This is a genomic window from Undibacterium sp. SXout20W (assembly GCF_049340285.1).
Classification (GTDB): Bacteria; Pseudomonadota; Gammaproteobacteria; order Burkholderiales; family Burkholderiaceae_D; genus Undibacterium.
In genome coordinates, this window is the sequence record NZ_JBMPPH010000008.1 from 93,272 (window position 1) to 117,060 (window position 23,789).

Here is a 23,789-nt window from a genome sequence, read left to right on the forward strand (position 1 = left end):
TTTTTTCAGTCTCAGGGTTTTTATAGCGTAAAAGAAAGAAATAAAATGAATCGCCAATTTTTTAAGCAATTTTTGATTGCCATCGTCTTGTTTTTATTAGGTTATTTCACTTTTAACGGTAAATTGTTTGCTGCGGAAATAAACGATTTATGCCCGCAGCAGGTCCACAACATTGGTTGAGACACTTCACACTGCCGAATTAACTAAGCGTTTTTATATACTCCCGAATCCCAGTTAAGAGCATTTCGATTGACATCGCCGCGAGTATGAGTCCCATTAAGCGTTCAAAAGCGGTCATGACATGTGCGCCGAGCACACGCTGCATACGTTCTGCACCAAGCAAGACGACGAGCCATACAATGGCGACTGCCGTGAGTGCTCCCAAATGCACCATAATTTCTACATTATTGTCAGAAGAGAACAGTAGCACGGTCGCCAAAGCTGAAGGGCCGGCAAGTGCGGGGATGGCAAGTGGAACAATAAACGGCTCATGATTTTCTTCCGTATCACCAAATACGCCACCTTCTTGTGGAAATACCATGCGTAGTGCAATCAAGAATAAAATCACGCCACCACCAATGCGGATTGATACCTCAGACAATTGCAGTGCCGTCAAAAAGCTTTTCCCAAAAAACATGAATAGCAATAACAAAATGAAGGCAATGGCGCACTCGCGTACGATTACGCGCCAGCGCCGTTCAGGAGATACGTGGGATAAGGCACTCACAAAAATTGGGACATTACCGAACGGATCGGTAACTAATATCAATAATATAAGTGTCTGTAAAAAATCTTTGGCCATAAATATAAAATTTTCTAAAATTTGGTCAGTGAGCGTTGGAATGATGCGAAAGCATTTAATACTTTGCATTGCGCATACGGTTACCATCGGTATTGGTTATGACAGAAGGTCAAAATTATGAACAAAGAAGAAGTGAATTTTTCTTCAATTGGTAAAGTTGCCTTAAAAATTAGCATATTGCGGAAAAATGTTTGGTTTACATGCTTAAACCTGGCAAGTGTCAATTATAGTGCATGTCAGCATCGGTAATTGGAATCCTTCGTTTAGTGCGAACGAAAGGATTAGCGTTATTATCTAGTTTGTAAAGGCGCGAACGTTCGTCTTTTTTAATTTTGGGTTAATTTGGATCAAATTAGGTAAATCTGTGAATTCTGAACTTGAAATTCTTTATGGTATGGCGAAATGAATAAGGCTAGCGAGCGTCCGGATACGCCATGTGTTGCGGTTTGTTCTACTACGTTTGATGACGTATGTCGCGGTTGTGGCAGAACAGTCTCAGAGGTTGCTGAGTGGGTGTTTATGAATCAAGATCAGAAAGAAATTGTCTGGCAACGGATCCTTGCCGAGGGATATCCTCGAAGAAATAAATAATTCGTCTGCTTACATAAATACATAAGAAAAAATTATATTTTAAATAATGTTGCTTTAAAGTTATTAATTAATAAAAAATTCTGCGCAAAAACGGAGACCGAGAATGACTGAAGTAAAAAAATCAGCAAGACGTCGCTTTATTTTAGGTGGCCTTGGCGTCGCCGGGGCACTGATCGTCGGATGGGGTGTTTTACCCCCGCGCCAAAGGCTGCAAGGCGCGCATGATTTACCCATTGAAAACGGCGAAGTCGCTTTAAATGGGTGGATAAAAATTTCCAAAGAAGGAATTGTTACCGTTGCAGTCCATAAAAGTGAGATGGGGCAGGGAATTCATACGGCACTGCAAATGTTAGTTGCAGAGGAGTTGGATGTCGCTTTAAGTCAGATACGGACTATTCCAGCCCCCATCGACAAGATTTATGGCAACGTTGCCATGTTAGCAGATGGTCTTCCATTTCACCCTGACGACAATGGCACGATCAAGCATGTCGCTCAGTGGTTGACATCAAAAACGGCACGCGAGCTTGGTCTGCAGGTGACGGGAGGTTCTTCCAGTGTTAAAGATGCTTGGTTGCCGATGCGGGAGGCAGGGGCGGCTGCGCGTGCGATGTTGGTTGCCGCGGCTGCAAAAGAATGGTCCGTGCCGGCCAGTGAATGCAGTACTGCAATTGGTGTTGTTTCGCATTCTTCAGGTAAAAAACTGTCGTACGGTGAATTGGCTTCGAAAGCAGTAGACGCAAAACCTGGTCAGGTCACTTTGAAAGACCCTAAGGATTTTCGCGTGATTGGCGCGTACCAGCCGCGCACTGATAGTTTAGTTAAGGTCAACGGTACTGCCCAGTTCGGCATCGATGCTCATCCCGAAGGGATGTTGTTTGCCGCCTTGAAACAGAGTCCAACGATTGGTGGCAAGATTAAGCGGTTCGATGATAAATCTGCGCTTGCCATCCCGGGTGTGTTGCATGTAGTCGATTTTTCTCAAACCTTGAGTGAGACTTCGGTTGCAGGTGTTGCAGTTGTTGCTAAATCATATTGGACGGCAAAAAAAGCGATTGATGCGTTAGTTGTTGAATGGGATGCCGGGCAAAATAGTCAGTTATCGAGTGATGGCGTTTTTAATGAATTGGCGCAAAAACTCGATAGCGAAAGTGGATTCACTTATTTCCAGCAGGGCGATGCCGATGGCGTATTAGCGGGCAAATCTGCTGCAAAAATGATCTCTGCAGAATACCGCGCACCGTTCTTGGCGCATGCGACAATGGAACCAATGAATTGCACGGCACAATTTAAAGATGGGGTGTTGGATTTATGGGTTTCTACGCAGGTGCCGAGCATCGCCGTTGATGTGGCGGCGAAATTGGCCGGTATTTCTGCTGAAAAAGTCAATCTGCACATGTGCTTCCTGGGTGGCGGTTTTGGGCGGCGCCTTGAAGTCGATATGGTATTGCAAGCAGTGGCGATTGCTATGCGTACAAATGGCCTGCCAGTCAAATTAGTCTGGAGTCGCGAAGAGGATATGACGCATGATATGTATCGACCTGCTGCTCTGGCACGGTTTAATGCAGCTTTGGATGATAAGGGGAATGTGCTGGCTTACCGGAACAAGTCTGCTTCGGGGTCAGTCACTCATCAAGTGTTAAAGCGTACATTTGGTGTTCCGGGCGCTGGGCCAGATAAAACCACGGCGGAAGGCGAATTTGATATGCCTTACCAATTTGAAAACCAAAAAATTTCTCACGTCATCGTACCGACGCCGGTACCGCTAGGTTATTGGCGCTCGGTAGGGCACTCACATAATGCCTTTTTTAAAGAAAGTTTCATTGATGAACTTGCTCATGCTAGTGGTAAATCTCCAGTTGATTTTCGGCGTGCATTATTAAGTAATAATCGTCGACATCTGGCAGTGTTGGATGCGGCTCTGAACCGGGCTGGCACGGCGCCAGAAGGACGTGCACATGGCATAGCATTGCACCGTTCGTTCGGCAGCATTGTGGCGCAAGTAGCAGAAGTTTCTGTGAAAGAAGGTCAAATACAGGTACACAAAGTGGTTTGTGTGATTGACTGTGGGATTGCTGTAAATCCTAATATTATTGCTCAGCAAATGGAATCAGCGATTATTTTCGGTTTGAGTGCAGCCTTGTATGGTGAAATTACTATTAAAGATGGTCGTGTCGTCCAGAGTAATTTCCATGATTATGCTGTTTTGCGGATGAATGAAGCGCCTCAGATTGAGGTTGAAATTATTAAGAGCGCTGAGGCTCCTGAGGGAGTTGGAGAGCCAGGCGTGCCGCCGATCGCGCCTGCGGTTGCAAACGCTGTGTTTTCCCTCACAGGTAAGCGCTTGCGAAGCCTTCCGCTGAGAATGAGCTAATTTATTTCAAGTTTTTGCTCAAATGCTATTGAAAATGAAACTGCCACCTACGTAAAATGCGTCAAGAAAAAGTGGCGTATTAATGGCGTATTAATGGTGTATGAATGGTGGTCAATTTTGTTCTCATGGATGTGCGACGAAACGCAGGGTTACTGGCTTTTTGTTATTTTAAGTAACAACTAATCGGTGTGTTATATTCCGGCGTTATACTTCCGTGCACATCGCGGTTGGGGCGGGTGTTTTAATAGAAATTAATTTTTTTTAAAAGTATTTATGTCCAATTTTCACTCTGTTGCTGTCACTGGTTCATTTTCCTCGACAAAAATTCGTCGTTCACGTGGATTTACGCTGATCGAGATTATGGTTGTTGTGGTAATTATGGGTATTCTCGCCGCCCTGGTAGTTCCAAAATTGATGGGGCGTACTGATGATGCTCGCATTGCTGCGGCGAAGCAGGATATTTCGACGATTATGCAAGCCCTCAAACTATATCGACTTGATAATCAACGATATCCGACAACTGAGCAGGGGCTACAGGCCTTAATTGTCAAACCGTCCTCCGGACCAGTCGCAAACGGCTGGAAAACAGGAGGTTATATCGATAAATTACCAAAAGACCCATGGGGTAATCCTTACCAATATCTGTCGCCTGGTCTGAAAGGTGAGGTGGATGTCTTTTCGTATGGCGCAGATGGTCAGGCAGGTGGTGTCGGTAACGATGCGGACATCGGTTCTTGGGACTTGTAGAGCCAGCTAAATGAGAAATCGGCGCAGGCAATATGGCTTTACACTGCTTGAATTACTGGTGGTCATGGTGATTGCTGGTTTGATGCTTGGAGTCGTGAGTTTTAATGCAATGCCAAGCTCCCGTCAAAAATTGCAAAATGACGCCAAACGTATTGCGCTACTCTTTCAATTGGCAAGAGATGAGGCCATTTTACGGAATCTGCCCGTAGCGTTTGATGCTGATCAATTTTCCTATCGGTTTTTGGTTCGTGAGGACAGGGTTTGGTCGCCACTCAAGGACGATATGCTTCGAGAGAGAGAGTTTGATGTGTCGCCGATCGAACTCAGTATAGAGCCACCGCAGAATCAATCAGGCGTGCGTATCGTATTTGGACGTGAACCTGTTGATAAACCCTTTGTTTTAACCCTCAAAATGCCGGACGCCAGCGTAAAAGTGATCGCGGACGGTATTGGCCATTTTTCAGTCGAATAAGATGCGCTTACACTATGCCCGCCAGTCAGGGTTCACCTTACTTGAAGTGTTGGTCGCACTGGTCATTGTCGGGACTGCGCTCGGGGCAAGCTTGCGTGCGGTCGGCAGTCTGACTCAAAATAGTAATGATCTGCGCGTGTCTCTAATGGCAACCTGGTCGGCTGAAAATCGCCTTGCGCAAATTCGTTTAGCGCGTGAATGGCCACCTTTGGGCGATAGCAATTTTGAATGTCCTCAGGCTGATTTAATCCTTCAATGTGAAGAACACGTTATTGCAACCCCTAATCCGTCGTTCAGGCGAGTGGAGGTGCAGGTGTTTGAGAACGATAAACCGGATAGACGTATTATTAAGCTCACACAGGTTGTTCCGAATGCGCTTTAGGACATCTCGCCAGCGTCGTTCCGCCGGATTTACATTGATTGAATTGCTGGTTGCAATCACGATTCTCGGTATCGTCGCTGTCCTCGGATGGCGTGGTCTTGACGCGATTGTCAGAGCGCGCGAAACATTGAACGATGAGATGTTGCAGACACGCGGTATCCAATTGGCTTTTGCGCAGATCGAAAATGATTGTGCGCACGTGATGGATGCCTCAATGCTACCTGGTCAAAGTGTATTGACTGCCGCGGGTAGCAAATTAATGATTATTCGTTCAGTGTTTGATGAAAAACAGCCAGTTCTCTATCAGGTTGTCGTTTATAACGTTGCTGATGGCGTTCTCGCACGTCGCACGTTGGCTCCGACCCGTGAAATATCTGTGTTATTGGCTGAGTGGCAAAGTGCTGTGCAGGATGTTGACGGTGCAGCTGCTATTCAATTACAAAAACAGGTTATGTCATTCAATCTTCGCACTTGGAGGCAGGGCGAGCAAGGTTGGCGGGTGAACGGAGATGATACTTTAGCTAGTGCCGATACCAACGTGCCTCCAGCGAACAATAACTTGGCCGCACCGTCTTCAAAAACGGCCTCATTAGCTGGGCTTGAGGTCTCTATGCAAGTTCAAGGACATTCTGGCGCAATGAAAAAGATTTTCTTGTTGGGAGCAAATTAACGATGCGACCTTCAAAAAATCTGCGTCAAAGTGGCGTTGCAGTGGTTACGGCGCTGTTGCTGACAACCTTGGCGATCACGATCGTTGCTAGTTTGTTTTGGCAACAACAGGTACAAGTGCGATCCATAGAAAATCAGCGTATGCAGCTTCAAAAAAAATGGATTTTACGAGGTGCAATTGATTGGGCAAGGTTAATTTTGCGTGAAGATGCGCGGCACTCCAATGCGGATTATCTTGATGAGCCCTGGGCCGTAAAGTTAGAAAATACGAGGCTAGATCAATACGTCGAAGAAGATAGTCAAGACGCTGCAAATAATGATGCGACGCTTTCAGGGCAAATTGTTGATGCGCAGGCTTCCTACAATCTTAATAATCTTGCGACAAATGGCATTGTCGACTCACGCGAAGTTGCTGTATTTTCACGTTTGTTGGCTAATTTACAGATGTCTCCAGGATTGGCAGCTGCGGCAGCCTCTGCAATTGCTCAAACCCAGTCAAAAGTGCAAGGGCCACCTTCTGGGAATAATGGCGGGCAAGGCCCGGCTCCTGCTAGCACAGCCGCGGCAACTATTTCAACATCTGCCAACAACAATTCAACGGTACAATTCTTGCGATTTACCCAAGTTGATGATTTACTTGCGGTATCTGGATTTACGCCTGATATGATTGCGAACTTACGTCCCTTTGTGGTGGTCTTACCCAGAACTGCGGGAATAACACCGATAAATTTTAATACCGCTCCAGCCGAAGTCATTGCGGCGAGAGGTGAGGATATTAGTATGGGGGATGCGGCGCTTATTATCGCCAGTCGAAAAACAGCGTTTTTTAATAATTTCCAAGATCTTCAACATCGGTTTTCCAGCAAGATTAGCAGTGATATGGCATCAACTATCGATACAAAAACAGGGTATTTTGTTGTGAACGGTAAAGTAAAAATGAACCGTTCCGCACTTGATGTTAGTGCCTTGGTCTCGAGAACGAGTGATGGTGCGACAACGGTACTTTGGGTAAAAGAAAATTAAACAAAAAATGGCCAGTACACTTTATATTTCTATACCCGCAAGGGCTTTAGTTCAAAACAGACCAGATTGGGTCATGCAGCCGTTGCCATTTGCGATCTTCTCCGCCGAGGGGAATGTCTTGCAGCACGGGCATAAAAATTTTACCGAGTTGAAAGTACTGTCAGGCGAGGTTCGTCAACTGAGTTTGCTTGTTGATGCCAGCGATGTCAGTTTGTTCGTGACTAAAGTCCCACCGATGTCTGCGGCCAAATTTAAGTCTGCGTTACCCAATTTGCTCGAAGAACAAATTACAGGTGATCCATCCGATACAGTACTAGTTGCTGGTCCTATTGTCGAAGGTGAATCGACGGTCGCTGTATGTGATCGCCGTTGGATTGAGCACTTGGCGATGGTTGTTAAAGACTGGCCAGTAAAGAAAATAGTCGCTTATCCGGCACAGCTCGCATTGATATTATCGCCTGATAGCGGCAAGGTATCAGCCGTATTTGAGGATAGTGATGATGGATTAAGTCTATTGTTGCGGACAGGATTGTTGCAAGGGGCAGGCTTTAAGCTTGCCTCGAATGAGCGGGATAGTCTGATCAATATGCTTAATATCCTTGCTCCTGAAAATCAAGCCGATATCTACGTATCTGCAAATGAAATTGATGGCTATCAGTCAGTGATTGACGCCAATCAACTGGGTGAACGTATGTTTATTCTACCGCTTGGATGGGTGACCAGAGTGGGGGGTATTCAATCGCTGACACCTGATCTGATGTCGAATATTGCTTCAATTCATAAGCCAGCGATTGATTGGGCTTCATGGCGCTGGCCATTGCGATTAGTTGCGATGATTTTAGTGGTGAATGTTGTTGCGTTGAATCTCGAGTGGTTTAACTTAAAGAGATCAGCTAAAAACTTAAATGATGTATTAATCCAAACCTACAAAACGAGCTTTCCAAAAGAAACAACAATTCTCAATCCTTTGTTGCAAATGAGGCAAAAAGTAAATCAGACGAAGAAGTTGGCTGGACAATTTGCACCCGATGATTTCGTTGTTTTCGCTTCACGGTTTGCGCAAGTCTGGGATCGAGTGATGGTTGGTAAAACGACGACAATTGCGTCCTTAGATTACAAAGAACATGGGTTAGAAGTGAGAGTGAAATCCGTAAGCTCGATCCCAATGGAGCAGTTGCGCACTGCTTTGGAAGAACAAGCAATGCGATTAACAACCACCTCCGACGGTGTGCTGCACATCGCTCAGGTAGAGGCGAAGTGATGAAACAACAAATTATTCAACAGTTTGAATCGTTTTGGAACGCGCGTGATAAACGTGAGCAAAAAATGTTAGGCACAGCTGCAGCTTTGATTGGTTTTAGCTTGCTGTATCTCATTTTTTTAGACCCGGCAATTACTGGCAAAGCGCGACTAGAGAAGCAAATCCCTGAACTGCGTCAGCAGGTTGCAGAAATGTCTGCGTTGGGTGGAGAGCAAGCCAGATTAGCTGCTGGCCTGACCCAAATAGTCGAGCCAGTGACAAAAGAAATTATGGAAGGTAGCTTAGCTGCACGAGGCATTAAGACACAATCGTTGAGTGTCACTGACGATATTGTGAGGATTCAAATCCAAAGTGTAGGATATGCGAATGTAATGGATTGGTTGTTGGAGTCGCAACGCGCATTACGGCTGACCGTTGAAGAAGCGCGTGTTCTTGCTTTACCTGAAAGTGGTCAGGTATCGGTCACTTTGGTGCTTAAGCAACAACGTGGCGGATTATGAAGTGGCACTATGAATAAGTATTCAGCGAAGTTGTTGTGGATTTTGGTAGCGATCTTTAGTCTTTTGCTGACCATACTTTTTTTTCTGCCGGCTAGCTGGATGGGCGTGTTGATAGAGCGTCAGACGCACGGTCGTTTAAGTTTAGGGGATGTGCAAGGTTCATTCTGGAATGGTTCGGCCTTTGTTGGCGTTGCCGCTGGTGTTAGTGATCCCGTGACGCCGTTATTTCCGGGACGATTCGTGTGGCAGATTTCTCCCCTGATTTTATTGACGCAAGTCGATTTGGAGTTGCAGAATTCAGAGTCTCTATCCGTGCCGATAAAGGTAAGAGGAAATTTTTCTGAGTTGCATATTAGTCCCGCTACTCTTCTTTTGCCAACCGAACGTTTAGAGGGCTTGGGTGCGCCATTGAATACGATTGGACCTTCAGGAAATTTGCATTTATCTTGGAGTAATTTGCAATTTTCAAGAGAGGGGGCAGTCGTGAATGCTCAGGGACAGTTGCAGTTAAGTCTCTCCGAGATGGCCTCGAGGCTTTCTCCGGTGAGGCCGCTAGGGAGTTATAAAATGTCGTTTGATTTGCATGGTACTAACGCTGACGTGAATCTGATCACCGAAAGCGGGCCGATGATGTTAAGCGGAAGGGGTGCGTTAAATGATGGACATTTTCAATTTTCTGGCAAGGCATGGGCACAGGATGGACATGAAACAAAATTGGCGAATTTGTTAAATTTGCTTGGGCAACGCCGTAAAGACGGTGATAAGGATGTAATCGCGTTAGAGTTCAAATGAAAACTTTTCTATTAAAAAGCAGGGCAGCTATGATCCGCAATTCCTTACGCAAACCACGCTATCATTTATCCGCTATCACTGGTGCGGTGTTGTTAAGTGCTGGTTGTTTTATTGGTGCTGTCGCAGTGGCACAAACTCCTGATAAAAATACAGCTGATTTAAATTTTGTCGGTGCCGACATCGAATCTGTCGTAAAAGCAATCGGGCACTACACAGGCACAACTTTTATCATTGATCCTCGAGTCAAGGGGCAGGTTAATCTTGTCTCTGAGAAGCCATTGACGAAAGATCAGGCCTTTAAATTGCTAACGTCGACATTACGTTTGCAAGGTTATGCCGTTGTGTATGCAGACGGATACTACAAAGTAGTTCCTGAAGCTGACGCAAAATTGCAACCTGGGCCAACTCAAGCGATCCGCGGCGACAAAGGTGAATCGGTTAAAGGTGATCAGGTTGCAACACAAATTTATCACTTAAATTATGAATCAGCAGCCAACATCGTCACTGTACTTCGGCCTTTGATTTCTCCAAATAATACGATCAACGCAAATCCTGGCAATAATTCAGTTGTCATCACAGATTATGCTGATAATTTGAAACGATTGAATAAGATTATCGCTGGACTAGATGTGCCCGCAATTGTTGATTTGGATGTGATTCCTGTTAAATACGCCATGGCAACAGACATTGCAGCGATGGTGAGTAAGTTGACTGAAAATAATGTCGCTGGCGCGGCAGATTCTGGGCACGCTGTTTTAATGGCGGATCCGCGTACTAATTCCTTATTGTTGAGAGCACCATCTGAGGCACGTGCTCATTTGATTAAAGCGGTTGTTGCAAAATTAGATCAGCCAACAGCTCTGCCCGGGAATGTACATGTGGTGTATTTGCGCAATGCTGAAGCCGTGAAACTGGCGCAGACGCTACGTTCTATTGTTACGGGGGACACATCAGAGCAGCCGGCAAGCAGTGGATTGTCAAGCGCAGCCACATCTTCACAGGGTGGGGCAAATGGCGGATCACAAAATGGCTTTAGTATCAACGGTAATAGCAATGGTCTTGGCGGTAATTCAGCAACTTCCAGTTCAAATATTAATAAGGGCAGTGGTGGTGGGGCAGCCGCTGGTTTTATCCAGGCTGATGCAGCAACAAATACGTTGATTATCACTGCTAGTGAAGCGGTATACAAAAATTTACGTACAGTGATTGATCAACTTGACGCAAGACGCGCGCAAGTTTATATCGAAGCACTGATTATCGAAGTTAATGCAGACAAAGCAAACGACTTTGGTGTTCAGTGGGCTGGTTTGTCGGGTAACTCCAATAGTAACTACCGAATCGGTGGAGGTACGATTTTTTCTACTGGTAACAATAATTTGGCGAATCTGGCAACAAGTTCGACACCACTTCCAAGTAATGGCTTGTCAGTTGGTATTTTCAAACAAATCGGTGGGCAGCTAGGATTAGGTGCATTGGCACATATGGTGGATAGTGGCGATGGCACCAATATCCTCTCTATGCCAAACGTACTGACTTTGGATAACGAGGAAGCCAAGATTATTGTCGGTCAAAATGTCCCTTTTATCACTGGTCAATTTACCACTTCAGCCGCAACGGGTTCAGCGGGCGTTAACCCCTTTCAAACAATTGAACGAAAAGATGTAGGTTTGAAATTAACAATTAAGCCGCAAATTTCCGAAGGCGGTACTGTTAAATTATCGATCTTTCAGGAAAGTTCAGCGGTCGTTGCCAGTTCAGCGACGAACGCTTCGGGGCCAACTACAACATTACGAACCATATCAACAACTGTTTTGGTTGAAGATGGAGCGATACTCGCATTGGGTGGCTTGATTCAAGATACCGTGGGTGACACAACCGAGAAAGTAACGGGGCTGGGTGATATACCGGTTATCGGTAATTTGTTTAAGTATCAGACTTCGACCCGAAACAAGACAAACTTAATGGTCTTCTTGCGTCCTACCGTTATTCGTAATGCGGACGAAAGCAATAATGTTTCTTTGGATCGTTATGATTACATGCGAACTCAGATGTCTGTGCCAAAAAGTGGTAGTGCTAACACAGTGTTGCCTGAGATGGAGAAAGGTAAGCTGATGTCAATGTCTCCGACTCTTACTTTGCCTTCATCGAAGACCACCGGCGCTGAAAGTAAATAAGTCATGCTAGAGAATCGCTTATTGCCGTATGGTTTTGCGCGTGATTTTTTGGTGCTTGCCAGCAGGGATACATCTGTTCCCGATTCGCCTGTAGAAATTTCTATATCAACAAAAACTGCGTCCTCCGCAATTGCTGAAGTAGGACGTAAATTCGGCAAAATTAAGCTCAATGTCCTTTCCCCGGAAGCGCTCAGCGACTTAATTGCCAAGGCTTATGCGGGCTCTGGTGGCGATGCTGCGGATGTCGTTGGTGAAGTGGAATCAGATCTTGATCTAGCGAAGCTGTTGATGGACATGCCCGCGATTGAAGATTTACTTGAATCAGCGGACGATGCTCCTGTGATTCGCATGATCAATGCCTTACTTACCCAAGCCTTGCGCGACGGCGCTTCAGACATTCATATCGAGCCATTTGAACAAATATCAGTGGTTCGTTTTCGGGTTGATGGTTCTCTGCGAGATGTTGTTCGACCACGTAAAGCAATTCATGCATCATTGATCTCGCGTATCAAAATCATGGCGCAGTTGGATATCGCTGAAAAGCGACTTCCACAGGATGGTCGTATCACACTTCGCATAGGTGGTAAACCTGTTGATGTGCGTGTTTCCACGTTGCCGACGGGACACGGAGAGCGGGCAGTGCTGCGTCTATTGGATAAGGAAGCCGGGCGGCTAGATTTGAGTAATCTCGGTATGAGTGACGATGTACTGCAAAGTTTTGACAAACTTATTTCTCAACCACATGGCATTGTGTTGGTAACTGGTCCAACTGGCTCTGGGAAAACGACGACTCTTTACGCTGCCTTGTCGAGAGTTAATGCAGGAACCACTAATATTCTGACTGTTGAAGATCCGATTGAGTATGAACTGGCTGGTGTTGGTCAGACACAAGTAAACGCACGTATTGATATGACCTTTGCGAAAGCCCTGCGTGCTATTTTGCGACAGGATCCTGATGTCATCATGATCGGCGAGATTCGTGATCTCGAGACCGCGCAGATAGCGGTGCAAGCGTCATTAACTGGTCATTTAGTATTGGCAACTTTACATACTAACGACTCATCCGCTGCGGTCACTCGATTACTTGATATGGGCATTGAACCATTTTTACTGTCCTCGTCTTTATTGGGCGTAGTGGCGCAACGATTAGTTCGTAAGTTGTGTGTTCATTGTCGACGTGAAGAAGCTGGAAGATGGCATGCCGTTGGATGTGAGCAGTGTGGTCACACAGGTTATCAAGGACGACTTGGTGTTTATGAGTTATTGCAAACTACGGATGAAATTCGGGCGCAGATTCATCACCAGGCTTCTGAGGCCGAAGTTCGGGTTGCTGCACAAAAAAATGGCATGAAAACCATGCGTGAGGATGGTGATCGATGGATACGAAGTGGTGTCACGACGCAAGAAGAAGTTTTGCGTGTAACTAAGGAATAGAAATAGTGCCAGCATTTCGATACGAAGCCATTACGAGTGATGGTGTTACAAGTAAAGGCGTTCTAAACGCTGATAGTGCCAGAGCCGCGCGCAGTGATTTGCGTTCTCAAGGTTTGGTGCCTGTGAGTGTTGAATCTATCCTTAGTCAATCTGACGCAGGAGGGCAAAAACGGGCTTGGTTTGCTGAGCGGCTATCGAACGTCGAATTGGCTTTATTTACACGCCAGCTAGCGAGCTTGCTGGAGGCAGGCTTGCCCTTGGAGCAGTCCTTAACGGCGTTGCTCGAACAATCAGAACGAACCTTCATACGCGATATTATTGCTTCCATTCGATCAGAAGTGATGGCTGGTGCGGCCCTGTCTGACGCTTTAAAGCAGCACCCTAATGATTTTGCGGAAATTTACTGTGCTTTGGTGGCATCCGGTGAACAAATCGGTCACTTAGCCCGCGTACTGTCAAGGTTGGCGGATTATATTGAACGTCGGAACGCGTTGGTCCAAAAAGTAAAATTAGCTTTTACGTATCCTGCAATCGTGACTATCGTCGCTTTTGCTATCGTCATTTTCTTACTTACCTACGTCGTTCCACAAATTGTCTCGGTGTTTGCGAATACAAAGCAAAAATTGCCATTTTTGACTGTCATGATGCTCGCGATTTCTGATTTCGTTCGCTCATATGGTTGGTTGGTGGCGTTGATTTTGGTTGCCGCATTTTTTGGGTGGCGTACGGCACTAAAAAATCCTGACGTAAAAATGCGTTGGCATAAATGGCTTTTGACAGCACCTGTTTACGGGAAATTTGAGCGTAGCTTAAATACTGCGCGCTTTGCGAGTACATTAGCGATTACTACGGGTTCTGGCGTGCCAATTTTACGTGCACTGCAAACCAGCCGTGAAACTTTATCGAATGTTGCCATGCGTGAACAGGTTGAGGAAGCGACTGCAAGTGTCCGTGAAGGTGTAGGGCTGGCGCGGGCATTGGCAGCGCATAAACATTTCCCTCCGATGTTGATACACATGATTAGGGCTGGCGAGGTTACTGGTGAGTTGCCGGCAATGCTTGAGCGTGCATCAAGTGCTCAGGAGCAAGATTTAGAGCGTCGAGCATTGACTATTGCAGGTCTGCTTGAGCCGGTCTTGATCCTGGCTATGGGGGGTGTAGTGCTTCTGATTGTGCTGGCAGTATTGATGCCAATTATTGAAATTAATCAGCTAGTACGCTGACAAGGAACGAGATGAAACGCTTGCCTTTGCTTTGGAGTTTTATTGCATTTGTTGTACTTTGTGTATCCCTGAGTTTTTGGGGATTGCATGTTTTTAAGCCTGTCAATCGTAGTGTTGCCGAACCACCAATGAAAGGGAATGTTGAGCCAGGTGCTGGTCAATGGGGGGGGATTTTTGGCGGTATTCAAGGGGGGCAAGTTGCACCGAGCAATTATGATCTTAAAGGTATCATCATTGCGAGAAAAAACCTTGAGAGCCTAGCGATTGTTGCTGCTAATGGTAAAACAGCACAAGCTGTTGCACTCAATGGAGAAATAGCCCCTGGTGTTGTGCTCAAAGAGGTGCATGAAAAGTATGTAATGATTTCCGAATCTGGCGTGTTGCGCAGAGTCCCATTACCTGAAAATGCGATCGTCAATATCGTGCCTGGTTCGGTTCGTAATCCTGGCAATGAAGCGCCTCTAGGGACACCGATCGCACCAGTTGGCTTTCCGCCGCGGGCACCACAATCCCCGCCAGTGTCTTCGAACGGTCCACCCCCATCGAATAACCCGAATCCCCCAAACGTGGCTCAAGGGTTTCCAGAGGCGCCATTACCAATTCCAAACCCTGGCAATGGGAAATGAACGTCGGCCTCGACTTTTTACCTGCTGAAATTCGATATGGTTTGCAGTGTGTCCATCCGTCTTGGCTCGACGCAGTTGTCGCAGGATTGGTCGCAATGCAACGGCAAGAACCTGATTATTTTGAACAATTAGTTTTGTCTGAGTTCTATCCAACTAAGGGGCGATTGTTCGCGGCTTTCGAGTTACCCATTGATATGGTTCGTTATGTATTGGTAGGAGAAGGGCCTTACCCGAGAGAAGAAAGTGCCACCGGCGTGTGTTTTATGGATGGTGCCGTGACTTCACTTTGGTCAAGCGATGGAAGCGGTCTTTCAAAGCCAGTTAATCGTGCTACCTCCTTACGGAACTTTATAAAAATGCTACTGGTGGCGTCTGGAGATCTTGATAAAGATGCTACCTCAGGTGCGGCTATGGCAGAGATTGCTCGAAAAGCAATTCATCCCGAATTTGGTTTCATACAAACCTTGCCCGAATTGCAAAAAAATCTATCCAGCCAGGGAATTCTTTTGCTAAATGCGTCGCTGGTCTTTAGAACCACAGTTGCGCCAGTAAAAGATGGTAAATCTTGGCAGCCATTTTTTAGATCGATTTGTGCGTCACTTTATAAATTCCATTCTGTTTCACCTGGATCAATGCCATCATTGATTTTGTGGGGTAAGATTGCTGAGTCGTTGAAAAATATTTCTGAACTTGCGGTGCTTCCCCAGATTCTTGCAGAGCATCCATATAACTTGACCTTCATAAAAAATCCCTCAATGCACGAATTATTCAGACCGATGCGGTTGTTGAATAGTTGCCAGAAGGAAAAATTTTGTTAGAACTCAAGCTTTTGATGGCTTAGTTGGCAGCTTTGTAGAATAATTAAGGTATTGCGTTTGAGTAACGTCTCCAAACAGAATATTACCTAAGTCGTTATGTTAAAAAAAATTGAAATTTCGCAAATGAGACTTGGTATGTATGTCCATGAACTGTGTGGTTCGTGGATGGACAGTCCATTTTGGAAGAAGTCGTTTCTTCTTAGTGAGCAAGCTGAATTAACGGAAATTCAAAAAACAAAAATTCGTGAAGCTTGGATTGATACAAGCAAGGGCTTGGACGTATTTCAAGAAAGTGAACAATTGCCACCGCCTGTGAAAGAACCGGTGGTGGTTGTGGAAAAGCCCATCGTGGTAACGGAAGTGGCACCGGTATCGATGGGTGATGAACTGGGGCGGGCGTCACGTATAGTCAGTAAGTCGAAAGAAGCCGTATTTTCTATGTTTAGCGAAGCGCGCATGGGGAAGGCTGTTGACGTCGGTAACGCCAAAGAATTGGTCGAGGAGATCGCAGATTCAGTGATGCGAAACCCAGGCGCCTTAATTGGGTTGGCAAGACTAAAAACCAAAGATGATTACACATACATGCACTCAATCGCCGTGTGTGCATTGATGGTATCGTTAGCTAAGCAATTAGGGCTGAGTGAGGATGACACTCGCGAGGCTGGTCTGGCTGGATTGTTGCACGATATAGGTAAAATGATGGTGCCAGGCGAAATTCTAAATAAGCCTGGAAAGTTGACTGATGATGAGTTTGTTTCAGTGAAAGAGCATCCTTCCGCAGGACATAAAATCTTGCTAGAGTCTAACGGTGTAAGTCCAGTTGCACTGGATGTTTGTTTGCATCATCACGAAAAAATGGATGGTACCGGGTACCCTGAGGGTCTTAAAGGCGAACAAATTAGTTTGCTTGCTCGCATGGGGGCGGTCTGTGATGTTTATGATGCGATTACGTCTAATCGTCCCTATAAGCAGGGCTGGTGTCCAGCGGAATCGATTCGCAAAATGGCCGAGTGGAGTAAAGGCCATTTTGATGAAAAAATCTTTCAGGCATTTGTTAAAAGTATTGGGATATATCCCGTCGGCACACTTGTTCGCCTCGATTCTGGCCGTCTGGGCGTGGTGGTTGAGCAACAAGTCGGTAAGTCGTTGTTGGCGCCAAAAGTCAGAGTTTTCTTCTCGATCAAGTCAATGTCTTACATTGCACCAGAGCTACTCGACCTGGCGGGGGCAGGGTTGCAGGATAGAATTGCAAATCGTGAAGACGCAGCAAAGTGGAATCTCAAAGATATCGACCAGTATTGGCTCGGTGATGCTGCACCACACTGAGTAGTAGGGTTTGTTTGACTAAATAATGATTAAAACTTCATGATGAAAAATGAAGTTTTAATCAAATTTTTAAACTTTAAACTTTGAACTTTGAACTTTGAACTTTGAACTTTAAACTTTAAAATTTTTTAAAATTTCTTCAATTGATGAGATTTATCATTCCTCAGGGTGAATAACAATTTTACCCGTCACCTTGCGAGCTGCAAGGTCATTGAGCGCCTGTGCAGTTTCATTCAGTGTATAACGCTTAGAAATATGTGGTTTAATTTTTCCTTCATTGAGCCATCCTAATAGCTCTCTCATTGCAGCTAAATTATTTTTTGGCTCACGCTTAGCAAATTCGCCCCAAAATACGCCAACTAATGAGGCGCCTTTTAGTAACGTTAAGTTAAGCGGAAGCTTAGGAATTTCGCCATTCGCAAAGCCCACGACCAGATAACGACCACGCCATGCAATCGATCGGAAAGCTGGTTCCGCGTAGATGCCGCCAACTGGATCATAAATTACATCTGGGCCTTTGCCGTCAGTTGCAGCTTTAATCGCCTCACGTAAATCAGCAGTGCTGTAATTAATTAATATATCAGCACCGTGCTGTCGGCATATGTCAAGTTTTTCTTCGGAAGAGGCCGCTGCGATGACTTTTGCACCTAACGCTTTGCCAATTTCTATTGCCGCCAAGCCTACGCCACCAGCGGCGCCCAATACCAGCATAGTCTCGCCGGACTTAAGCTGAGCTCTATCGACGATGGCGTGATGCGATGTGCCATAGGTGAGAGTAATTGCGGCTGCAGTGTCGAAATCCATTCCTGGTGGCATTGGCATCACAGAAGCAGCTGGCGCCAAAACTTGCTGAGCGAACGCACCGTGACCAATAAAGGCAATAACTTTATCGCCTTTTTTGAGATGTGTAACACCTTCTCCGACTGCGTAAATTTCACCTGAAAGTTCACTGCCAGGAGAAAATGGTAGCTCTGGCTTAAATTGATATTTGTTCTGAATGATTAAAACATCGGGGAAATTAACCCCCGCAGCTTTAACCTGAATACCAACCTGGCCAGATCCAGGAACTAAATCTGGTAATTCCATGATTTCAAGGGTATCTGGTAGGCCCCACGCTTTGCAAACCGCAGCTTTCATTTTTTGTCTCCATTGAAAATAGTACGATCGTTTATTTTTATTATGCCGTAAAAAAGTCACATAGGTAGAAATTTGTTTTTGTCCTTCGGTTAGAATGTGGATTATGAAAATCCTAATTAGTAATGATGATGGTTACCTTGCCCCCGGCATTGTGATGCTATCCGCTGCTTTGGCAGAGTTTGCTGACGTGACTGTGGTTGCGCCAGATAGTAATCGATCGGGCGCATCGAATGCTTTGACGCTAGACCGTCCTTTGACTGTGCACCGTGCTGAGAATGGTTTTTACTTTGTTAATGGTACGCCATCAGATTGCGTGCACGTCGCTCTCACTTCTATCCTGAAGGAGATGCCAGATTTGATCGTCTCTGGTATCAATCAAGGTCAGAATATGGGCGACGATACCTTGTACTCTGGGACGGTGGCAGCTGCGACTGAGGGGTTCTTGTTTGGTATCCCAGCGATTGCTTTTTCACAAGTGCATAAGGGATGGGCGCACCTTGATGTTGCCGTCAAATACGCCTGTAATTTAGTGAAGTTTGGTTTCCCTGAGTTGCCACGCCCTTACTTGCTGAATGTGAATATACCAAATCTTCCGTTTAATGAAATTAAAGGTGTGCGTAAATCACGTTTAGGAAAAAGACATGCTTCCGAGCCAGTGATTCCCATGCTTGATCCACAAGGGCGCGAATTATTCTGGATTGGTCCACCCGGTGGCGTTCGTGATGGAGGCGATGGGACGGATTTTGACGTCACAGCAAAATCATATGTATCAGTAACGCCCCTACAAGTGGATTTGACTAACTACAAACAATTGGACATGCTGGCCATGACATTCGAATGACGACGGCAAAAGAAAAACGTTTTCCATTGCCTCTGTCCTCTGTCGTCGAGAGAAAGGATAATGCTGGCCGCAATCGCATAGCGACAAGTGTTTCCACACAAACTGCAATTCAAAACCTTGGACGTGATTTTCAAAGTTCGAATCGTTCCGCGCCGACCACTGATCATGGCATCGGGAAACAGCAGAGGACGGAGATATTGAATACTTCTGAAAGCCCTTTGGTGTCGGAAGCGGTAAGGCGGGCGATGGTGGTAAGAATAGCGCAGCAGGGCGTAAAAGATGGGGTCGTATTGGAGGCGATGCGAGCAGTGCCCAGGCATTTGTTTTTGGAGTCTGGGCTCGCTAGTCAGGCGTATATTGATGCCTCATTGCCTATTGGTCACCACCAAACAATTTCGCAGCCCTATATTGTGGCGCGAATGGTGGAGATCCTTCGGAATGGTAATAAGTTGGATAATGTGTTGGAGATTGGCACAGGTTGTGGGTATCAAGCTGCGGTTCTTTCTTTAGTTGCTCAAAATGTGTATTCCATTGAACGAATAAAAGCGTTGCATGAATTGGCAAAAAATAACTTGCGACCTATGCGAATAGCGAATATCCGCCTGCATTATGGAGATGGGATGTTGGGATTGCCTCAAGTGGCACCATTTGACGGTATCATACTGGCTGCGGCTGGGATGGAGGTGCCCCAGGCACTCTTAACACAATTAAAAGTTGGTGGTCGGTTAATTGCTCCTGTTGGTGGGCGTCAGCAAGTCCTGCAATTAATTGAACGTGTCTCCGATTCCGAATGGAGTAGTGTGGTGGTCGAAAATTGCCACTTTGTTCCATTGCATTCTGGCATCATCTAACAAGTAAGATCACTACGATAGCTTTAATTGGGAATAATTTTAGACAGGAATTTACTGGCAATCTGTAATGAGAATGAGAAAAATAAATTACGTAAAACATATATTGGGCATCAATTGCTTTTGCCTATTTCTATCTGCTTGTAGTACCGCGCCAAATAAGGCTCCTGTGATAGAGCGCAGTTCTCTGCCTGTAGTTGCAGAAACAATTAACGTCACTCCTGTGGCGAAGCTTGTTATCAAAGCACCTGAAGTAGCAAGAGGTAATTATGTTGTAAAACGTGGTGATACTTTATATCGTATTGCGCTCGATCATGGCCAAAGCTATAGTGATTTGGTGGCGTGGAACAGCCTCAAAAACCCGAACGATATTAAGGTTGATCAAGTTTTGCGAGTGGCACCACCTGACGTGGCTAGTAGTATGAGTACACAAGTGAGCCCTGTTCCGGTCGCGCAGATTGACGTCAAGTCCATGCCGACGATAAGTTCAGCGAATAAAAATGCGCCAAAGGGCGAAAAGCGCCCGTATTCTGAAAGTGTTTTAGCTGAAATGCAAAAAACTGATGGCGTCGCGACAGCATCGTTGAAAAACGATACAGCTGTTGTGGTTAAACCATCTGATAAAACGACAGAAAAACTGGTCGTCGATCCGGATATGGTCGATTGGATGTGGCCAGTCGAAGGCAAAGTGCTGTCTGGATTTGATGATGCGAAGAATAAGGGATTGGATTTATCGGGTAAGATGGGGCAGGATATATTGGCTGCTGGTGCTGGTAAAGTCATGTATGCGGGTAGCGGAATTCGAGGATATGGGAATTTGGTCATTATTAAGCACAGCACCAACCTGCTTTCTGCTTATGCGCATAATAAAACCATCCTCGTAAAAGAGGGGCAGACAATTACTAAAGGGCAAAAAATTGCCGAAATGGGGAATTCTGATAGTGATAGTGTGAAACTGCATTTTGAAATTCGATTGCAGGGTAAGCCGGTTGATCCGCTGAAATACTTGCCGGCACGTTAAAAAGTAACTCAAAATGTTGTTGTGGGGAATTTTGCTCTTGGATTGCGTTTGATAGTTAAAATGTTGGCAATAGTTTGGTAATCGCTGTAATATAAATTTTAGTTTAGCAGGTGAATAATTGTTTTGATGTACTTCCGGGTTTAATCATATTTAGTATTCACAACTCTAAAAGCTATGCAAAAAAATGCGCTCAACCAAAAGTTAGATGTTCCCACTTTCGGAGAGGCTGATGCTTCCTCGTTTGAGGTTGATGACAATGTTGACAATGAAAGTGTTGTTGAAGCAGTGGATGTAGAAATTGAGGGAGCTGAGGCCCAAGGTGTTGATCCGGCATCTCTCATCGTTGCTCCAATTGATGAGCTGAAAAATGTCCTTGCTGCTGAACTTTCCACGGATACAACACAATATTATTTAAATCAGATTGGCACTCGGCCACTTTTTGACTCTAAAGAAGAATTGCATTTTGCTACCCTGGCAAAACAGGGAGATTTTGAAGCAAGGCAAAAAATGATAGAGCACAACTTGAGATTGGTTGTGTCTATCGCTAAGCACTATATTAATCGTGGCGTTGCACTCTTGGATATGATCGAGGAAGGTAATTTAGGCTTGATGCACGCGATCGACAAGTTTGAACCAGAGCGTGGATTTCGTTTTTCAACCTACGCAACTTGGTGGATACGTCAGAGCATAGAGCGAGCGATTATGAACCAGGCACGTACCATACGTTTGCCGGTGCATATGGTGAGAGAGTTAAATCAAATACTCAGAGCCAAATATCATTTGGAATCTCAGCGACGGGATGGTCGTGACGCCAATTTGGAGGATATTGCGCTATTGGTCGATAGGCCGGTTGATGAGGTGCAGGATATCCTGGCATTGTCTGAACATGCAACCTCTCTTGATACGCCATTGGATAACGATCCTCAATCGAGCCTGATGGATATGTTGCCAGGTGATAGTGATGATGGTCCGGATATTCGGGCTGAGCATCACGAAATGACTATTCTCGTAAGGGATTGGCTTGCAAAATTGCCTGATAAGCAACGAATTGTGGTTACTCGTCGGTTTGGCTTGGATAATGATGACCCTGCTACGTTGGAAACTTTAGCAGATGAAATGGGTATTACCCGTGAGCGCGTGCGACAAATTCAGCAAGAGGCGTTAATTAAACTGAAACGTTCTTTCTTGTCACGAGGCGTTGGCCGGGATTCTCTCATCTAATAGTCCATTAATTATTTCACTAATTACCCGATCAATTTCGACCTTTTTTTAGAATTCATCGGGCGGATGCCGTCAGTTCTTTTATAATTCCGTCTTTGAAATTTATCTTTTACATGGCGCAACTAATGTTGCCGCCGAAATCCCCATGAATAAAATAGAAATTCGTTCTTTTGATATGGACGCACGTGGTGTTGGCCATTTGCAAAACGAGGATGGTACGCAAGGGAAAGTTGTTTTTGTTGAAGGTGCTTTGCCAGGTGAATTGGTAACGTTCAGTTCGTATAAAAAGAAACCAAGTTGGGAAGTGGCGACCTTATCGGAGATTCATCGTAAGTCTTCGCAGCGTGTTCAACCAAAATGTGAATTTTTTGGAACATGTGGTGGTTGCTCTATGCAGCACCTCGAACCGGACGCACAGGTGGCAATGAAGCAGCGCGTGCTGGAGGATAATTTGTGGCACATCGGCAAGGTTAAGGCTGAAACGATGATGCGACCAATTTACGGGCCAACTTGGGGTTATCGTTATCGTGCACGATTGTCGGTGCGCCATGTTCTGAAAAAGGGTCTGGTTCTGGTCGGTTTTCATGAGAAAAAGTCGCGTTATGTCGCAAACATGGAAACGTGTGAGATTTTGCCAGTCCACGTTTCTGCAATGCTATTGCCATTGCGAGATTTGATTGCGTCGCTATCGATCATTGAGGCGTTGCCACAAATTGAATTGGCGATCGGTGAAGGTGTTACCGCGATGGTTTTGCGTATCATGGCCCCCTTAAGTAGTGACGATGAGGTTAAATTAAAGGCTTTTGCGGATCGCTATCAGGTGCAATGGTGGTTGCAAACCAAAGGGCCTGAAACGGCAGAGCCTTACTATCCCGAGGAGAGTGATCTGCACTATCTCCTGCCAGAATTTGGCGTCAAAATGCCGTTTAAGCCGACTGACTTTACGCAGGTAAATCATCACATTAATCGAGTTTTGGTTGCAAAAGCCTTGCGCTTGCTGGATGTGCAAAAAGATGAACGCATTGCAGATTTATTTTGTGGATTAGGTAATTTCACTTTGCCAATTGCAACGTTGGCGAGGGAGGTGGTAGGGATAGAAGGGAGTTCTACGTTGACGGATCGGGCGCTGGAAAATGCGGTACATAACGGGTTGTCGTCAAAAACTTCGTTTAGCACTCGGAATTTATTTGAGATCGGTGCAAATGACTTTGTTAAATTAGGTAAATTTGATCGTTTCTTAATTGATCCTCCTCGCGATGGGGCGATGGCGGTTTGTCAGGGGTTAGTTGATCTGACGCAGATTGCTCCTGAGTTGAAGCCGAGACGCATAGTTTACGTATCCTGTAGCCCCTCAACCCTTGCGCGTGACGCTGGAATTTTAGTTAATGGTGGCGGTTATCGCTTGAGCTATGCCGGGGTAGTGAACATGTTTCCACATACATCACATGTTGAGTCAATGGCAGTTTTTGATTTGATTTAATTAATTTTAGGGCAAGAAATTTCCTGGTAT

The 23,789-nt window shown here is 45.4% G+C and carries 23 protein-coding genes; 21 read left to right on the plus strand and 2 right to left on the minus strand.

The genetic code is table 11. The features are described 5' to 3' along the window. Positions 1 to 199: 199 nt before the first annotated feature. A complete protein-coding gene (locus ACO0K1_RS06770) occupies positions 200 to 802 on the minus strand; it encodes a MarC family protein (RefSeq protein WP_423024010.1) in 603 nt (200 codons plus the stop codon). 402 nt (positions 803 to 1,204) lie between these two features. On the opposite strand from ACO0K1_RS06770, the gene ACO0K1_RS06775 reads away from it, so the two are divergent. The 16 genes from ACO0K1_RS06775 (at position 1,205) to ACO0K1_RS06850 (ending at position 17,211) form a co-directional block, all read left to right on the plus strand. Next, positions 1,205 to 1,393, plus strand: a complete 189-nt coding sequence (locus tag ACO0K1_RS06775; protein ID WP_423024012.1) for a DUF1289 domain-containing protein — start codon at positions 1,205 to 1,207, stop codon at positions 1,391 to 1,393. 103 nt (positions 1,394 to 1,496) lie between these two features. Beyond that, complete coding sequence (locus ACO0K1_RS06780) at positions 1,497 to 3,764, plus strand: molybdopterin cofactor-binding domain-containing protein (protein WP_423024014.1); 2,268 nt, start codon at positions 1,497 to 1,499, stop codon at positions 3,762 to 3,764. 273 nt (positions 3,765 to 4,037) lie between these two features. Beyond that, the gene (gspG, locus tag ACO0K1_RS06785) at positions 4,038 to 4,511 is read left to right on the plus strand and encodes a type II secretion system major pseudopilin GspG (RefSeq protein WP_423024016.1); all 474 of its coding nucleotides are present in this window, start codon (positions 4,038 to 4,040) and stop codon (positions 4,509 to 4,511) included. Between the two features lie 10 nt (positions 4,512 to 4,521). After that, positions 4,522 to 4,983, plus strand: coding sequence for a GspH/FimT family pseudopilin (locus ACO0K1_RS06790; RefSeq protein ID WP_423024018.1), 462 nt, complete (start codon positions 4,522 to 4,524; stop codon positions 4,981 to 4,983). Between the two features lies 1 nt (position 4,984). Further along, positions 4,985 to 5,365, plus strand: coding sequence for a type II secretion system minor pseudopilin GspI (gspI, locus tag ACO0K1_RS06795; protein WP_423024020.1), 381 nt, complete (start codon positions 4,985 to 4,987; stop codon positions 5,363 to 5,365). After that, positions 5,355 to 6,035 (plus strand): PulJ/GspJ family protein, encoded by a 681-nt coding sequence (locus ACO0K1_RS06800; protein ID WP_423024022.1) that lies wholly within the window; start codon positions 5,355 to 5,357, stop codon positions 6,033 to 6,035. The genes gspI and ACO0K1_RS06800 overlap by 11 nt, the downstream gene beginning before the upstream one ends. 2 nt (positions 6,036 to 6,037) lie before the next feature. Further along, positions 6,038 to 7,057, plus strand: coding sequence for a type II secretion system minor pseudopilin GspK (gspK, locus tag ACO0K1_RS06805; RefSeq protein WP_423024024.1), 1,020 nt, complete (start codon positions 6,038 to 6,040; stop codon positions 7,055 to 7,057). A gap of 7 nt (positions 7,058 to 7,064) precedes the next feature. Then, entirely contained in the window at positions 7,065 to 8,318 is a 1,254-nt protein-coding gene (gene gspL / locus ACO0K1_RS06810) for a type II secretion system protein GspL (RefSeq protein WP_423024026.1), read from the plus strand. Further along, positions 8,318 to 8,818 (plus strand): type II secretion system protein GspM, encoded by a 501-nt coding sequence (gene gspM / locus ACO0K1_RS06815; protein WP_423024028.1) that lies wholly within the window; start codon positions 8,318 to 8,320, stop codon positions 8,816 to 8,818. The genes gspL and gspM overlap by 1 nt, the downstream gene beginning before the upstream one ends. A 9-nt stretch (positions 8,819 to 8,827) precedes the next feature. After that, complete coding sequence (locus tag ACO0K1_RS06820) at positions 8,828 to 9,610, plus strand: type II secretion system protein N (RefSeq protein WP_423024030.1); 783 nt, start codon at positions 8,828 to 8,830, stop codon at positions 9,608 to 9,610. Positions 9,611 to 9,639: 29 nt separating this feature from the next. After that, positions 9,640 to 11,784, plus strand: coding sequence for a type II secretion system secretin GspD (gene gspD, locus ACO0K1_RS06825; RefSeq protein ID WP_423024032.1), 2,145 nt, complete (start codon positions 9,640 to 9,642; stop codon positions 11,782 to 11,784). Between the two features lie 3 nt (positions 11,785 to 11,787). After that, the gene (gene gspE, locus ACO0K1_RS06830; RefSeq protein ID WP_423024034.1) at positions 11,788 to 13,218 is read left to right on the plus strand and encodes a type II secretion system ATPase GspE; all 1,431 of its coding nucleotides are present in this window, start codon (positions 11,788 to 11,790) and stop codon (positions 13,216 to 13,218) included. Between the two features lie 5 nt (positions 13,219 to 13,223). Next, positions 13,224 to 14,441, plus strand: coding sequence for a type II secretion system inner membrane protein GspF (gene gspF / locus ACO0K1_RS06835; protein ID WP_423024036.1), 1,218 nt, complete (start codon positions 13,224 to 13,226; stop codon positions 14,439 to 14,441). Between the two features lie 11 nt (positions 14,442 to 14,452). Next, the gene (locus ACO0K1_RS06840; RefSeq protein ID WP_423024038.1) at positions 14,453 to 15,067 is read left to right on the plus strand and encodes a type II secretion system protein N; all 615 of its coding nucleotides are present in this window, start codon (positions 14,453 to 14,455) and stop codon (positions 15,065 to 15,067) included. 95 nt (positions 15,068 to 15,162) lie between these two features. Further along, positions 15,163 to 15,885: a uracil-DNA glycosylase gene (locus ACO0K1_RS06845; protein WP_423024040.1), complete on the plus strand. Its 723-nt coding sequence runs from the start codon at positions 15,163 to 15,165 to the stop codon at positions 15,883 to 15,885. 96 nt (positions 15,886 to 15,981) lie between these two features. After that, complete coding sequence (locus ACO0K1_RS06850) at positions 15,982 to 17,211, plus strand: HD-GYP domain-containing protein (RefSeq protein WP_423024042.1); 1,230 nt, start codon at positions 15,982 to 15,984, stop codon at positions 17,209 to 17,211. 156 nt (positions 17,212 to 17,367) lie between these two features. Here the strand turns inward: ACO0K1_RS06850 and ACO0K1_RS06855 are convergent, their stop codons facing one another. After that, positions 17,368 to 18,348: an NADPH:quinone oxidoreductase family protein gene (locus ACO0K1_RS06855; RefSeq protein ID WP_423024044.1), complete on the minus strand. Its 981-nt coding sequence runs from the start codon at positions 18,346 to 18,348 to the stop codon at positions 17,368 to 17,370. A 103-nt stretch (positions 18,349 to 18,451) separates the two neighbouring features. Here ACO0K1_RS06855 and surE point away from each other — a divergent pair, with 103 nt between their 5' ends. The 5 genes from surE (at position 18,452) to rlmD (ending at position 23,759) form a co-directional block, all read left to right on the plus strand. Then, on the plus strand, positions 18,452 to 19,189 hold the full coding sequence (gene surE, locus ACO0K1_RS06860) for a 5'/3'-nucleotidase SurE (protein ID WP_423024046.1): 738 nt from the start codon (positions 18,452 to 18,454) through the stop codon (positions 19,187 to 19,189). Next, the gene (locus ACO0K1_RS06865; RefSeq protein WP_423024048.1) at positions 19,186 to 20,040 is read left to right on the plus strand and encodes a protein-L-isoaspartate(D-aspartate) O-methyltransferase; all 855 of its coding nucleotides are present in this window, start codon (positions 19,186 to 19,188) and stop codon (positions 20,038 to 20,040) included. Before surE ends, ACO0K1_RS06865 begins: the two co-directional genes overlap by 4 nt. Positions 20,041 to 20,113: 73 nt before the next feature. Further along, the gene (locus ACO0K1_RS06870; protein ID WP_423024050.1) at positions 20,114 to 21,058 is read left to right on the plus strand and encodes a peptidoglycan DD-metalloendopeptidase family protein; all 945 of its coding nucleotides are present in this window, start codon (positions 20,114 to 20,116) and stop codon (positions 21,056 to 21,058) included. Between the two features lie 174 nt (positions 21,059 to 21,232). Beyond that, entirely contained in the window at positions 21,233 to 22,279 is a 1,047-nt protein-coding gene (rpoS, locus tag ACO0K1_RS06875) for an RNA polymerase sigma factor RpoS (RefSeq protein ID WP_423024052.1), read from the plus strand. A gap of 145 nt (positions 22,280 to 22,424) precedes the next feature. Next, on the plus strand, positions 22,425 to 23,759 hold the full coding sequence (gene rlmD, locus ACO0K1_RS06880) for a 23S rRNA (uracil(1939)-C(5))-methyltransferase RlmD (RefSeq protein ID WP_423024054.1): 1,335 nt from the start codon (positions 22,425 to 22,427) through the stop codon (positions 23,757 to 23,759). Positions 23,760 to 23,789: the final 30 nt, after the last annotated feature.

Bases quoted from the DNA above. Each gene is read 5' to 3' on its own strand.
- ACO0K1_RS06790 (WP_423024018.1), top strand. From the start codon at position 4,522: ATGAGAAATCGGCGCAGGCAATATGGCTTTACACTGCTTGAATTACTG.
- ACO0K1_RS06840 (WP_423024038.1), top strand. From the start codon at position 14,453: ATGAAACGCTTGCCTTTGCTTTGGAGTTTTATTGCATTTGTTGTACTT.
- rlmD (WP_423024054.1), top strand. From the start codon at position 22,425: ATGAATAAAATAGAAATTCGTTCTTTTGATATGGACGCACGTGGTGTT.
- ACO0K1_RS06780 (WP_423024014.1), top strand. From the start codon at position 1,497: ATGACTGAAGTAAAAAAATCAGCAAGACGTCGCTTTATTTTAGGTGGC.
- ACO0K1_RS06775 (WP_423024012.1), top strand. From the start codon at position 1,205: ATGAATAAGGCTAGCGAGCGTCCGGATACGCCATGTGTTGCGGTTTGT.
- gspD (WP_423024032.1), top strand. From the start codon at position 9,640: ATGATCCGCAATTCCTTACGCAAACCACGCTATCATTTATCCGCTATC.
- gspK (WP_423024024.1), top strand. From the start codon at position 6,038: ATGCGACCTTCAAAAAATCTGCGTCAAAGTGGCGTTGCAGTGGTTACG.
- surE (WP_423024046.1), top strand. From the start codon at position 18,452: ATGAAAATCCTAATTAGTAATGATGATGGTTACCTTGCCCCCGGCATT.
- rpoS (WP_423024052.1), top strand. From the start codon at position 21,233: ATGCAAAAAAATGCGCTCAACCAAAAGTTAGATGTTCCCACTTTCGGA.
- ACO0K1_RS06845 (WP_423024040.1), top strand. From the start codon at position 15,163: ATGCAACGGCAAGAACCTGATTATTTTGAACAATTAGTTTTGTCTGAG.
- gspL (WP_423024026.1), top strand. From the start codon at position 7,065: ATGGCCAGTACACTTTATATTTCTATACCCGCAAGGGCTTTAGTTCAA.
- gspM (WP_423024028.1), top strand. From the start codon at position 8,318: ATGAAACAACAAATTATTCAACAGTTTGAATCGTTTTGGAACGCGCGT.
- ACO0K1_RS06800 (WP_423024022.1), top strand. From the start codon at position 5,355: ATGCGCTTTAGGACATCTCGCCAGCGTCGTTCCGCCGGATTTACATTG.
- ACO0K1_RS06820 (WP_423024030.1), top strand. From the start codon at position 8,828: ATGAATAAGTATTCAGCGAAGTTGTTGTGGATTTTGGTAGCGATCTTT.
- ACO0K1_RS06865 (WP_423024048.1), top strand. From the start codon at position 19,186: ATGACGACGGCAAAAGAAAAACGTTTTCCATTGCCTCTGTCCTCTGTC.
- gspE (WP_423024034.1), top strand. From the start codon at position 11,788: ATGCTAGAGAATCGCTTATTGCCGTATGGTTTTGCGCGTGATTTTTTG.
- ACO0K1_RS06770 (WP_423024010.1), bottom strand. From the start codon at position 802: ATGGCCAAAGATTTTTTACAGACACTTATATTATTGATATTAGTTACC.
- ACO0K1_RS06870 (WP_423024050.1), top strand. From the start codon at position 20,114: ATGAGAAAAATAAATTACGTAAAACATATATTGGGCATCAATTGCTTT.
- gspI (WP_423024020.1), top strand. From the start codon at position 4,985: ATGCGCTTACACTATGCCCGCCAGTCAGGGTTCACCTTACTTGAAGTG.
- ACO0K1_RS06850 (WP_423024042.1), top strand. From the start codon at position 15,982: ATGTTAAAAAAAATTGAAATTTCGCAAATGAGACTTGGTATGTATGTC.
- gspG (WP_423024016.1), top strand. From the start codon at position 4,038: ATGTCCAATTTTCACTCTGTTGCTGTCACTGGTTCATTTTCCTCGACA.
- ACO0K1_RS06855 (WP_423024044.1), bottom strand. From the start codon at position 18,348: ATGAAAGCTGCGGTTTGCAAAGCGTGGGGCCTACCAGATACCCTTGAA.